Below are 11,909 nucleotides of genomic sequence, written 5' to 3'. Positions count from 1 at the left end.
CACCTCCGCACAGTTGAGTAGGGCTGTAAAAGCTGATGAAATCAGCGTAGTAGAGCCCACTCAACCACTGCGTCTTGCTTGACAATCCAAAGACAATTGAGAGGCTAGGACTTTTGTCCCACTCTCTTGTTATCTAATTCTCTGTTTTGCTTTTAATTCTAGCTCTCAGAAAGTGCAAATCATTAAAAATATAAATTAGAAGAATGATTTGACAAGAGTAAACGCCCCAATCTAGCCTATAAATATCCCTTTGAATGGTGATAGAAAACAGGGTATACATCATGAAGATAAAACTAGCTATGAAAAGTAGGAAGGATTGTAGGCTTGCTATAAAAGGATAGCCTCTCTTTTTCAAAATGAATTTGAATAAAAGAGCTAGAGCAGGCAAAATGGAAAATAAGGTAAAACAAGTTAAAAAATAAGAATTAATCAGATTTCTAAAATCTTTTCCCCAAAAAATAGAATCCTTGTTTTGAAAAATATAAATTGGTTGTGATCCATCGTTTAAAAAGGGTAGGCCAAGGATGACCAGATAAAATACAATCAATAATCCGCTTTGCCAAGAGAAACCTGCTTTCCTTCTCTCTTTATTGTCTGACATGTCTATCTCCCTTCTCTAATTTTTCCTTGCTCAACTACGACAAAATCACCGTCTGCTTCATCAATAGTTCCTAGAACGTAGGCTCCATCTGGCAGGCTTAATTGTTCTAACAACTGCTGGATTTGGTCACTTAGATAAAAATGTTCCCCATATCTTCCTTCTGGCAAGATAATTTGAACATAAACTGCGCCATGTGATAAGGCATCATTTAAAGGCAAATCGGACAATTCTTTAAGAATAGAATGGTTATTGCTAACAGCATCTTCCACACGATCGCTATACCAAGCTATACCCTTAATAAACCTATTTTTGTCAGATAGAGTGCTTCTCAGCTTAACAGTTCCCCCTTTTAGATGTGAAGCCTGATTTAATTTTCTCGTCAGAGACTCTTCCAATTTAGTTCGCTCAGGATGAATTTCTAAAGCTTTTTCAAGAATTGGCGCATATACTCTGATAGATTCATCATAAGTCGATCCTAACTCAGATATAGGGTCCCTCCACTTGTCTACATCCATCTTGTCGTAATAAGGCATGACTAATTGTTTGAAGCGGACCGATTTTTTTACAGGAACAGAGATGGTTTTGTCCTTAATTTTTTCAGTATAGGTATAATTGACATCTATGCCCCAAATTTCTTCAGCCCAGGAAAAGCCAGTTATCTTAATTTCTCCAAAAAAATTGCGATTGGCGTAAAAGCCTTTGAGATGAGCTTCTAGATTTCGGTAGAAAAACAAAGACGAGACCACTAGAAAGCATACAAGTACCATGAAACTTTTTCTCTTGTCCGTATCAATCTTTAAATTCTTTTTCAATGGCTTCCTCCTTAATGACTTGCTTGAACTCCTCTTCCGTACGGATTATTTCTTTTTCGCCACTCTTTGTATAATTCCTATCAATGCTCCAGTAAAAAGAGCCGGCATCGGGGAAGAACATTTTTGTTAGGGTAATACTATCGTTGAGGGTCATATTTTCTTTTAAAACGACTATAAAGCCGTATTCTTTTAATATTGAAAGTGTCAGGCTATCCTCTAGTTTACTATCACTATCCGTTAAACGTGATTGGTAAGCGTTCTTTTTGTAACTAAACAAAGTGGGCCAATCCGTAGTTACATTTTCGCCACCATCCTTATATATCCCTGTAATAAATGATGGACTTGAAAGTACTCGATAGAGCCCTCCATATCCGAAATGAATCGCCTCTTTGGGCTGTTTTTTTGTAGCTTTTTTACTGGTTAGGTTTACATAGATTTCATCATTGTCTTTTATCTGGATTTTGACATATTCATCTTTTCCATCAGAATACATAAGATTATCCATCTTGCCTTCTATGGTGACATAGCCCATATCTTGAACAAGTTTCAAGACATCAATCGTTTGCCCTTCTCCTTTTTCTTGTCCCAGTTTGTAATAACGAATTCGGAAGTATTCTTCCTTGTCCTTTGCTTTCAGTCTACCTCTATACTGCTTGGAATCCTGAAATGCTAAAAATTTCCGTCCAACAGCAAAATCATACGGACTCCACTCGTCGATCTCTTTAAAAGAAAGAGCAATCATAGGGAATTCTGGTTCGGTCTCACCAATAGTTGTATAATCAGTCAAACGCTGATTCTTTCCTTTATAGATATAATTTCTTTCTTTTACCACATAAGCAGCTTCTTTTGTGAAAAAGAAAGAACAAGTACCAGCGACCGCAAAAATGACCAGTGCGGCTAAAGCATAAATCTGCCACATCTGCCAAGAGAAATTCTCTAGCTTCTTCATCCTATTCTCCTTTTAGATAGATTATGGACTATTATATCATTTTTTATAAGCTTTCTGCCAAACACAAAAGAAAAGTATGATAAAATGGTATTATTATAGTTTTATAAGGGAAAAATATGAATCAGACACGTCTCAAAAAAATCCTGAAAATATCGAGTTTCTTTCTATTCGCTTTTGTAACATATCATGTCTACTATCAATCTCTCGTTCCTCATCTTACAACCAGAAACGAGGAAGATGTTAGACTGACCGAGTCCAAATATCAAATCGCCTATGGGCAAGTAAGAGATTTTCAAAAAATCGGAAATGTTGCTTTGGCTATTGATATGTTTGGTGATGTCCAGCAGAAGGAAGGCTACATTATTGCTCAGAATTATCGCATTCCCAAAACTCAGGATCCTTCTGAAGGACAAGCATTTTATGACAAAGAAAAATCAGAGTATTTTTATCAAATTGACATTTACAAAGAGGATGAAGGAATTCAGTCACTGAGAAAGATCGATGTAAGAGATATCCTTCTCAAAGAAAAGAAGAAATATAAGATCATCAGTACAGCTAAAATAGATGCCTTTGACTCGCCAACCAAGGCTCCCTATTTGGAAATAGGGCTGGAAGAAATCGATGGGGATGCGAGAACTTTCTCACTGATCATCGATTTACAGACCTTAGAAAGTCGCATTACTCGCCTTATAGGCTCTTCATCTGAGGAAAAAATCACTAGCAGGACTAATAGAGAATTATCGGTTGTCAGAGCCAATCCTGTCTTTGCAGAGCGCTTGAAGAACCTGAGCTTCGTTATTGCTAGTAATGATACCATCACAATGCGACCATATCAGGGAGGAGAACTGATCAATCTCTACCAAGAATATCCTCATATTTTTGAAATGGCTAAAAAAGGTAGTTTTACGATCTACCCACAGTTTCAATATAAAGAAGACCTAACTCAACAAGTTTCAAATTTTGCCAATCTTTTCAATTATCCAGGTGAAGATCCCTTTTGGTCTGCCCAACAGAAACAAGATTACGAGGCAGACCGAGCTTTAAAACAGACAAAAGATGTATCGACTCCCCTTTCATATGATTTTTTCATGGAGAGGGTGAAAGAAGAAGGCAAGCTTAATGCGGTAGAAGGAATGATTCCTATCGGTTTTGATATCAATACTGGGGAAATAGTCAGCGTTGATTTTAAAAAAGGACCTGTTTATCTCCAGAATTTCAACCTAGAAGACCATATAGATAGTCTAAGCTTTATGGAGTCCAATTATTCCTATATAAGAGATGTACAGTTTGATCAAGTCAGTATCGACACAACCATGTCTTATAAATTAGGTAGAAAATCAGTAAATGATTACAGTAGGATGATTGAGGATTCTAAAATCAATAAACCGAGAGAGACCCGCTATATCACTTGGCTTCAATATAAAACAAGCAACAATGTACATGAATCCGATATGAATATCGTTAAGGGAATTGTGGATCAAGGGCTCTTGTACAAAATCTTCTCCATATTTAGTCTTGAAGAGGGGCAGATGACAGTGAATCAGACTGGGACTAACAGCAATCTTGCAGTAGGGAAGACCAAAATATTAGTACAAAATGGCCATCAACTTCTTGATTCATTACAGTTTGAGACAACTGACATGCCTAGCTTGAATCACGATGAAATGATCCAGTCTGGTCGGATTATATATGTCCTTATCGATGGGCAGCTTCGTCAAGTAAAAGTTCCGGGGGAAAAATAGGTGCAGAAGATAGTGATAAATATAAAAAAATGCTTTCAAAATAAAATCTTTTTGAATGTTGCTGGCTATACCTTGGCTTTTACACTTGGTTTATTTTTAGCTTTTTATGTTTTTGAGAGGGAAAAAATTACCATTCAGTCTGAGCAAAGACAGTCTAAAACATCCCAGGAAAAGAAAGTTACAAGAGCGAAAGATGAGGCAGTCCAGATAGAAAAACTTGCAGACAAGATCTATATGGTGAAAAATCCTAATTCTGCCATCTTGTCTGATAAGTATATCTTACAGCAAGAAATGAATTACTCTGATCAATCCTTTCACTTCGATAGCTATCAGGCCTTTAGTAAGGACAATAAACAGAGCAACCATGTCAAAATTAAGCTTTTTAATCAAGTTGAAGCGTTGTATAAAGATTACGATTTAGTCCAATTGGCTCAAAACCTGCATAGTCAAGCCATACCGGGTAAAGTTAGCCATCAGCTCTATCAAGATCCTCAGGATGGGCAATATTATTTTGCTTTTGAGGTCTATCTACCGGGTGGTAAGCAGGATAATGACTACTCGAACGCTCATGAGGAGAAGCCTATCTATACTCTCTATACTAACATTGAAAACGGGCAGACTTTTTATCTAAAAGACTATTTTAAGCCCCTAAGTATCCGTGACAAGTATCCTGTCTATGGTGCTAGCAATCTAGATGACAAACTAGAGAAGTACGGCTTGGTTTTGCTCAACAGTCCGCATAACCTTACCCTCATTCAAGGGGAAGAGAATTTACAGATCAAAAAGTTGAAACTAAGCCAGCAATTTCCAAATATAGAGGAAAAACTTGCTAGTGGCTGGAGTTTAGTTGTAACTGGAGAAGATTCTTATGAAACCAGTATCAGACTTCTAGCGTCTGAAGGAGAAACCGACCTCTATACAAATGTTAAACTAGATCGTTCTTATTCATCTGATGATCAAGATCATATCTTAAAGTCTTATCAGGATTTCCTTGAGCTATACAAGGAGAAATAGCAAGTTTCTTTTTAGCAAATAAGATCGTTCCATATGAATCTTTCTAATGATGATTTTCATTGGTTTCATATGGGGCTTTTTTTATGCCTTCAGAAAGTTATTTTGGATTTACCAACTGCACAGCCTTCAGAGTATCTTTCTCAAATATTTGTAAAAGATCCAAGTCTTTATGACAAAAATCTTTATTTTTTTGACAAATATACTTGTCAAAAAGAAAAGAATCTGTTACAATGTATTTAAGTTAAGAAGAAAAGATAAAAGGAGGAACTAATGGAGATACTGTTTTGGTGTCTACTTCCGATATTTTCTGGTTTGTGGCTGATGTCATCCAGTGAATTGAAAAATGTAAAAAGGAAGTTGAAACGTTTAGAGAGAAATAAAGAAAGGAGTGGAGAAATGTCACGTTTTTTTAAAGAAATGATTGGGAAAAAACCGATCATCATCGGTGAAGTTTTTGGGACAGATTGCTGGGAGGTAGTTGATGCCGATGACGATTGGGTTAAGTTGAGTAAGACCAATAAAAAAGGTCAAACAAAAATTAAGCTCATGCGTATTGACGATATCAAATCTGTTGAATTAAGAGAGAACTGAGAGGTGTTGTCATGAAGCTGAAAAATCGACTCAAAGAGCTGAGGGCCAGAGACGGGCTGAATCAAACTGATTTGGCTAAGAAAGCCGGCGTGTCGCGGCAAACGATTAGCTTGCTGGAGCGGGATGAATACACGCCCTCCGTGGTCATTGCTCTCAAAATTGCTCAGATTTTCAACGAAAGTGTCGAAAATGTCTTTCGCCTAGTGGAGGAAGAGTAGGTAGTCAGGAAAAATCAGTTATTGTAGATAGTTTATGCTAGCCATCTTGTCATGAAGTCTAGCAAGCTTTCATATCATAGCGATTACTTGTCTGATCCTGATAAGTTGAGTAAGTATATTAGTGTTTTTCCGCAAGTGACGGAAAGTAAAACAAGGAGAAAAACAATGCAAGAATTTATGGAAAACTTTAAAGTTAACGAAGAACAAGCAAAAATTGCTGGTGTCTGTGCAGGTTTGGCGGATTATTTTGGGATAAAGGCAGCTTATATTCGTCTGATCTTCGCAGTTGTAGTGCTAGCATCAACTGAGTTAGGGATTTTTGTAGCCTTGGGCTATGCCTATCTGGCAGGATGGTTGCAAAGGGATTATTTGTGGGATAAAATGAGCAAAAAGGTCAGAAATCACTTTATTTTCCTAATGATAGTGCTAATTATTTTACCTTTATTTGGCCGTGAAATACTGGAAATTGCCTCTGACTTTATTAGCCAAGTCATGGCTTGGCTGACTGCGCTTATTTAAGTATAGGAGAAAACAATGTCAACAAAGAAAAGAATATTGAGAAATATCGGCATCTTCATTCTTGCTGCTATATTAGGAGGAGGGGTAGTTAGTTTTTTAATGGCTCATTTTGAGCATTTCTCTTGGCCGACCTTCTTAAATGTTGAACTGCTGAAGAACATTGGTCGAGCGAGTTTGATCATTCTCTATCCCGTAACTTTTTTCTTGCTCTATCAGACGCATAAAGTTCACGGAGCTTACCAGAGAGAAGAAGATGATGACAGAAGCTATGAGCTCTATCGTCAAACTTTCAAAACCCTAGAATATGCGACGATTTTATATAATATCTCGTCTGCTCTGACTCTATTCACCCTCTTTGTAGGAGTGAGCTACCTAGGTCCGCTACTAAGGTCAGAAACGGCGATTTACATTCCGTTTTATGATATTGCACTGTTTCTTGCTTTGATTTTAGGTCAAATTCTTGTATTGAAAACCACTCAGAAGGTTCGTCAATATAAATTATCTGCTATGCCAACCATTGAGGAGATGAAGGACTATGCGCTGTCCTATGATGAAGGGGAGTTGCAGGCTCATTATGAACAAAGCTTTTTGACCCTCTTCAACCTCAATCAGCGCCTCATTCCAGGCCTTTATGTCTTACTCTTTATTCTTGGAGTTGGAACACCAATGCAGGTCGTATCTGGCATGATTGTATTAACCATTATTTTTGTCTATATCAATGCTGAGTCTTATCAAGCAGTTAAAAGATATTTCAAATAAGCTGTTTGTCGGCTCAAAAGGAGTTCACCTGAAATTAGTGAGTTTTATCTTTCCTAGTATCTATATTGGACTGATACTGCTAAATCTTCTATTCCAACTGGATACGATTTTGGCTTGGATTGCGGTATCTGTCATCTATCTTTATGTTACTGTCAGCCAGTACAAAATCGTTAAACGTTATTATAAGTAAGAAAGTGAGAAGAGGCCTTATGTCACAAGTGATTCAAGTAGAGAATATTTCTAAAAGTTTTGGAGATAAAAAAGCTTTAGAACAGATTAATTTTCATATCGATCAAGGAGAAATTTTCGGATTTTTAGGACCATCTGGATCGGGAAAAACAACCTTAATTAATATCCTGACAGGCCAGCTTGATGCCGATAATGGTCAAAGTAAAATCCTTGGTAAAGCTTCAGATGCTATTAATGCTCAGGATTTGGTGAAAATTGGCCTAGTATCTGATACAAGTGGCTTTTATGAAAAGATGACTCTCTATAAAAACCTGCAGATATATGCGAAATTATACTATTTAAAAAATGAGCGGATAGATGAAGTTTTAGAGCAGGTTGGTTTGTTAGAAAGCAAAAATATTGTAGCAGAGAAACTTTCGACAGGTATGAAGCAGCGGATGTTTCTAGCCCGGGCTCTTTTAAATGATCCTGAAGTCTTATTCTTGGATGAGCCAACGAGTGGACTTGATCCTCGTACTTCCAAGGTGATTCATGAGCTTTTGCTTGAGCTGAAGAAAAAGGGAACAACCATTTTTCTGACGACGCATGATATGTATGAAGCGAGCGCCCTTTGTGATCGACTGGCCTTGCTAAATAAGGGAGTATTAGTAGAATATGGTGAGCCGAAAGCTATTATTCAAAAATATAACACAGCCAAGAAAGTTAAAATTAGCTATGAAAATGGAGAAACCGAGCAAATTTCGTTCTCAGAATTGGCTACAAAAGACCTAAAATTAGCTATTACAGTACATTCTTGCGAACCTACATTAGAAGAAATCTTTATTCAATTAACAGGAGAAAAATTAGATGTATAAAAAAATTAAAGCTCTCACATGGCTGCGTACTCAGATTTTATTGACAAATTCTTCTTTGCTCATGTCCGTCTTGCTGCCCTTTGGCCTCCTCTTTTTGTACAATATGATTTTAAATAAGAATGGCAATGCAGGTCAAGGACTATTGAAGATGATTCTGCCCATGACTTTTGCTATGAGTGGCGGCTACATGGTGTCTATTATGATGGCAGAGGACAAGGAAAAGCGCAATTTAAAAACCTTAATGCTGAGCGGGGTTCGTTCTACTGAATACCTCTTATCCATGTTGGTTTATCCCTTCCTATTTACAGTCTTTGCCTTGCTTTTTTTCCCATATTATTTGCATGTAGATCTCTCTGGCAAATGGCCTATCTATCTTTTGATTAATCTCTTAATTATTGTTATTATCCTTTTAATCAATCTTTTTATTGGTGGTATTTCCAAGACACAATCACAAGCTCAGGTTTATAGTTTATTTCCGCTGTTGCTGATTAGTTTTGTGCCTCTATTTGCTAGTTTTGATAAAACAATACAGCACATTCTACGTTTTACTTTTATGAATCCATTTATCAACTTCTTTGAAACAGGAGACCATTCATTTAAAATTGAAGATTTCTCTAATTTGGTGATTTGGCTTCTTATTTTTATCAGTGCAAGCACCTATGTCTTGAGTAAAGGACGAAAATGATGGAGGAGATTTTATGAAACTCATTAAAAAAATCAACTTTATGGAAGAAAAGAAATATGTAATCGGTCTAAATGTAGCGGGGCTCTTACTGATTTTTCCTTTCTCCATGCTTTTTGCGAAATTGACCCAGCTAATCTTCCGAGCCGATCATTATGATTTTTCGGGTCTAGATCTTGCCTATTTGTTAGTTTTTACCTTTATCCTTGTCGTCATCCATGAGTACATCCACGGTTTCTTCTTCAAGTTTTTTGGTAAAGGGAAAGCCAAGGTTAAGTTTGGTTTTAAAAATGGGATGGCCTATGCGACTAGTCCAGGAACCTTCTACCATCGTAAGGACTTCTTGGTCATTGGTTTGGCTCCCTTTGTTTTGATTAGCTTGCTTCTGAGCTTATTGGCCATGCTTGGCTTGCTCAGTTCAACTCTCTACATGCCTTTAGCTAGTATTCATGCAGCTGGCTGTGTTGGTGACTTTTACATCGCTTTGCTGCTGTTGGGGCAGACTGATGATATTCTGGTCGAGGATACTGAGGTTGGGATGAACTTTTACCAGAAAGAAGAGCCTAGTCAGGGCTAGAAATCACTTGTGTTAGATACTTCTTGTAAAATGTCTATTAAAGAGTAATATACTTGATAATTTAAAGATGTGGAGCAATGTCGATCCTGCCTAAATGGATGGTAGCGTGATACTAAATTCAAATTTAAAATAAATGAAACCCGAAGGACTAGAAGTTCCTTCGGGTTTTGTATATAAGAGAAAAATGATTAGACAAGTTCGTCAATAGAAGTGTAATCAAGATTCAAGCCTTCTGCAACTGGTCGGCTAGTGATGTGGCCGTGATAGGTTGTGACACCTTCACGCAATCCAGCGTCGTCTGCAATAGCTTGTTTGAAGCCCTTGCCAGCCAGTGCTTCAATATAAGGAAGGGTGACATTGGTAAGGGCGATGGTAGAAGTGCGAGCTACGGCACCTGGGATATTGGCTACCGCATAGTGGAGAACACCGTGTTTCTCATAGACTGGCTCATCGTGGGTTGTCACGCGGTCAGCAGTCTCGATAACACCACCTTGGTCAACAGCCACGTCAACAATGACAGAACCAGGGCGCATTTGCTTCACCATATCGTCAGTTACCAGTTTTGGTGCCTTAGCGCCAGGAATGAGCACAGCTCCAATCACGACATCTGCTTCGCGGACGCTTGCCTCGATGTTAAATGGATTGGACATGAGGGTTTGAATTTGGTTGCCAAAGACTTCTTCTAGCACAGATAGACGTTTGGCACTAATATCGAGAATCGTAACTTGAGCGCCTAGTCCCAGAGCGATACGGGCTGCATGAGTTCCTACAACACCGCCTCCGATAATGGTAACTTTACCTTTTGGCACTCCTGGTACACCGCCAAGGAGAACGCCAGAGCCACCTGTCTGCTTGGTTAGGAAATGCGCTCCGATTTGAACCGCCATACGACCAGCAACCTCACTCATAGGTACTAAGAGTGGTAGTTGCCCTTGTCCGTCACGTACAGTCTCGTAGGCTACCCCAGTAGTTTTAGCAGTGACCATAGCTTGGGCTAATTCGGGAGCAGCGGCCATGTGCAGGTAAGTGAAGAGTAGGAGGTCATCACGCAAGAATTGGTACTCAGCTTCCAGCGGTTCTTTAACCTTAACAACCAACTCAGCTGCCCAAGCTTCAGCAGCAGTGGCAACGATTTTTGCACCTTGCTTTTCATAGTCTGCATCTGCAAAGCCAGATCCAAGTCCAGCATTTGTCTCAATCAAAATCTGATGGCCTTTTCCTACAAGACTATGCACACCAGCTGGCGTCAGGGCAACGCGATTTTCATTATTTTTAATTTCTTTTGGAATTCCGATTAACATAGAGCTTTACTCCTTTTTCTAACGCTAGGATCTCTGAATGCAGGGCTACAAAGGGACCTAGGTCGATTATTGTGATGTTTTCATTTTAAAGGAAACTATCGCAAAAAGCAAGAAAAAAAGGATTGTTTTAGACGGGGAATTATGCTATTCTGTTAAGAAAAATTAGGAGGAAGAGATGGAAAATATTTATGTTAAGCTGAGCCAGCATTCCAGAATTGAGACGGAACGATTGATCTTGCGTCCAGTGACTTTGGATGACGCTCCAGCCATGTTTGAATATGCTTCAGACGAGGAGAATGTTCGCTATACCTTTGCAACCAACAAAAATTTAGAGGAAACCCGCAATAATATTGCCTTGTTTTACTTGGCGAATCCTTTGGGGCGCTGGGGCATTGAGCTGAAGGAGACTGGCGACTTTATCGGGACGATTGACATGCATAAGATCCGCTTGGATTTGAAAACGGCAGCTATCGGCTATGTGATCCATAAAAAATACTGGAATCAGGGCTACACGACTGAGGCCAATCGGGCGGTGCTTGAGCTGGCTTTTGAGGAAATCGGCATGAACAAATTGGTGGCCTTACATGATATCGACAATCCTGCTTCCGGTCGTGTCATGCAAAAGTCAGGCATGATCTTTTCCCACGAAGAGCCTTACGCATCACTAGACAAGCATGAGGAAGGACGCATAGTGACGTGGCTGCATTACTATTTGACTAGGGAGCAATATTTCGCAAAAAAGTGAGAAAGAATATTGACAAGTGCCTATCTACATGATATAGTAGATAGGTAATGCTGATTTAGCTCAGTAGGCAGAGCGCATCCATGGTAAGGATGAGGTCGCCGGTTCGATCCCGGCAATTAGCATAAATACACAGAGAAAACCCTTTATTTACAAGGGTTTTTGTTATGTTTGCCCCAAAATATTTAAAAATTCAACCATATTTGTCCAAACTAAAATAAAAAAAGTATGTTAAAGCAGGATTTTTGTTCTGTTAATTCAGGACAAAATGTTACCAATTAGCACTTGATAGAAGAGTCTGGGACAAAAGTCCTAGCCTCTTGATCGTCTTTGGATTGTCGAGCAAGACGCAGTGGTTA

Annotated in this window: 14 protein-coding genes, 1 tRNA gene and 1 pseudogene; 12 read left to right on the top strand and 4 right to left on the bottom strand. The window is 38.6% G+C overall.

The window, feature by feature from the left end:
• Positions 1–133: 133 nt before the first annotated feature.
• The 3 genes from A0765_RS08395 to A0765_RS08385 are packed head-to-tail and all read right to left on the bottom strand — an operon-like array spanning position 134 to position 2,362.
• Positions 134–601 carry a hypothetical protein gene (locus tag A0765_RS08395; protein ID WP_062005989.1) on the bottom strand — a complete coding sequence of 156 codons (468 nt, stop codon included), beginning with the start codon at positions 599–601 and terminating at the stop codon, positions 134–136.
• 2 nt (positions 602–603) lie between these two features.
• Positions 604–1,413, bottom strand: coding sequence for a hypothetical protein (locus tag A0765_RS08390; protein ID WP_062005987.1), 810 nt, complete (start codon positions 1,411–1,413; stop codon positions 604–606).
• Entirely contained in the window at positions 1,391–2,362 is a 972-nt protein-coding gene (locus A0765_RS08385) for a hypothetical protein (RefSeq protein ID WP_062005985.1), read from the bottom strand. The genes A0765_RS08390 and A0765_RS08385 overlap by 23 nt, the downstream gene beginning before the upstream one ends.
• A 116-nt stretch (positions 2,363–2,478) precedes the next feature.
• Between A0765_RS08385 and A0765_RS08380 the strand changes: the two genes are divergently transcribed.
• The 10 genes and pseudogenes from A0765_RS08380 to A0765_RS08335 all read left to right on the top strand — a co-directional run bounded on the left by A0765_RS08380 (position 2,479) and on the right by A0765_RS08335 (position 9,507).
• Complete coding sequence (locus A0765_RS08380; protein ID WP_062005982.1) at positions 2,479–4,104, top strand: hypothetical protein; 1,626 nt, start codon at positions 2,479–2,481, stop codon at positions 4,102–4,104.
• 51 nt (positions 4,105–4,155) lie between these two features.
• Complete coding sequence (locus tag A0765_RS08375) at positions 4,156–5,118, top strand: hypothetical protein (protein WP_257000842.1); 963 nt, start codon at positions 4,156–4,158, stop codon at positions 5,116–5,118.
• 169 nt (positions 5,119–5,287) lie between these two features.
• Positions 5,288–5,709: pseudogene (locus A0765_RS10770) on the top strand (hypothetical protein).
• A gap of 11 nt (positions 5,710–5,720) precedes the next feature.
• Positions 5,721–5,927 carry a helix-turn-helix transcriptional regulator gene (locus tag A0765_RS08360; protein ID WP_005590740.1) on the top strand — a complete coding sequence of 69 codons (207 nt, stop codon included), beginning with the start codon at positions 5,721–5,723 and terminating at the stop codon, positions 5,925–5,927.
• 165 nt (positions 5,928–6,092) lie between these two features.
• Positions 6,093–6,446, top strand: a complete 354-nt coding sequence (locus tag A0765_RS08355; protein WP_062005974.1) for a PspC domain-containing protein — start codon at positions 6,093–6,095, stop codon at positions 6,444–6,446.
• 15 nt (positions 6,447–6,461) lie between these two features.
• Positions 6,462–7,205 (top strand): DUF3169 family protein, encoded by a 744-nt coding sequence (locus tag A0765_RS08350; protein ID WP_062005972.1) that lies wholly within the window; start codon positions 6,462–6,464, stop codon positions 7,203–7,205.
• A gap of 37 nt (positions 7,206–7,242) precedes the next feature.
• Positions 7,243–7,395, top strand: a complete 153-nt coding sequence (locus A0765_RS10340) for a hypothetical protein (protein ID WP_239665864.1) — start codon at positions 7,243–7,245, stop codon at positions 7,393–7,395.
• A gap of 19 nt (positions 7,396–7,414) precedes the next feature.
• Positions 7,415–8,248: an ABC transporter ATP-binding protein gene (locus tag A0765_RS08345; RefSeq protein WP_062005970.1), complete on the top strand. Its 834-nt coding sequence runs from the start codon at positions 7,415–7,417 to the stop codon at positions 8,246–8,248.
• A complete protein-coding gene (locus A0765_RS08340) occupies positions 8,241–8,933 on the top strand; it encodes an ABC transporter permease (protein WP_062005968.1) in 693 nt (230 codons plus the stop codon). Before A0765_RS08345 ends, A0765_RS08340 begins: the two co-directional genes overlap by 8 nt.
• Positions 8,934–8,946: 13 nt before the next feature.
• The gene (locus tag A0765_RS08335; RefSeq protein WP_062005966.1) at positions 8,947–9,507 is read left to right on the top strand and encodes a DUF3267 domain-containing protein; all 561 of its coding nucleotides are present in this window, start codon (positions 8,947–8,949) and stop codon (positions 9,505–9,507) included.
• A 188-nt stretch (positions 9,508–9,695) separates the two neighbouring features.
• On the opposite strand, the gene ald is transcribed toward A0765_RS08335, so the two are convergent.
• Positions 9,696–10,808, bottom strand: a complete 1,113-nt coding sequence (gene ald, locus A0765_RS08330; RefSeq protein WP_062005964.1) for an alanine dehydrogenase — start codon at positions 10,806–10,808, stop codon at positions 9,696–9,698.
• A 175-nt stretch (positions 10,809–10,983) separates the two neighbouring features.
• Between ald and A0765_RS08325 the strand changes: the two genes are divergently transcribed.
• Positions 10,984–11,553: a GNAT family N-acetyltransferase gene (locus A0765_RS08325; protein WP_062005963.1), complete on the top strand. Its 570-nt coding sequence runs from the start codon at positions 10,984–10,986 to the stop codon at positions 11,551–11,553.
• A 49-nt stretch (positions 11,554–11,602) separates the two neighbouring features.
• Positions 11,603–11,675 (top strand) — tRNA-Thr (locus A0765_RS08320).
• Positions 11,676–11,909 lie beyond the last annotated feature (234 nt).

Origin of the sequence: Streptococcus cristatus, assembly GCF_001588905.1 — a bacterium.
GTDB lineage: Bacteria > Bacillota > Bacilli > Lactobacillales > Streptococcaceae > Streptococcus > Streptococcus cristatus_N.
The sequence above is the reverse complement of the archived record's forward strand: the minus strand, read 5'-3'. Positions and strand labels throughout refer to the sequence as shown.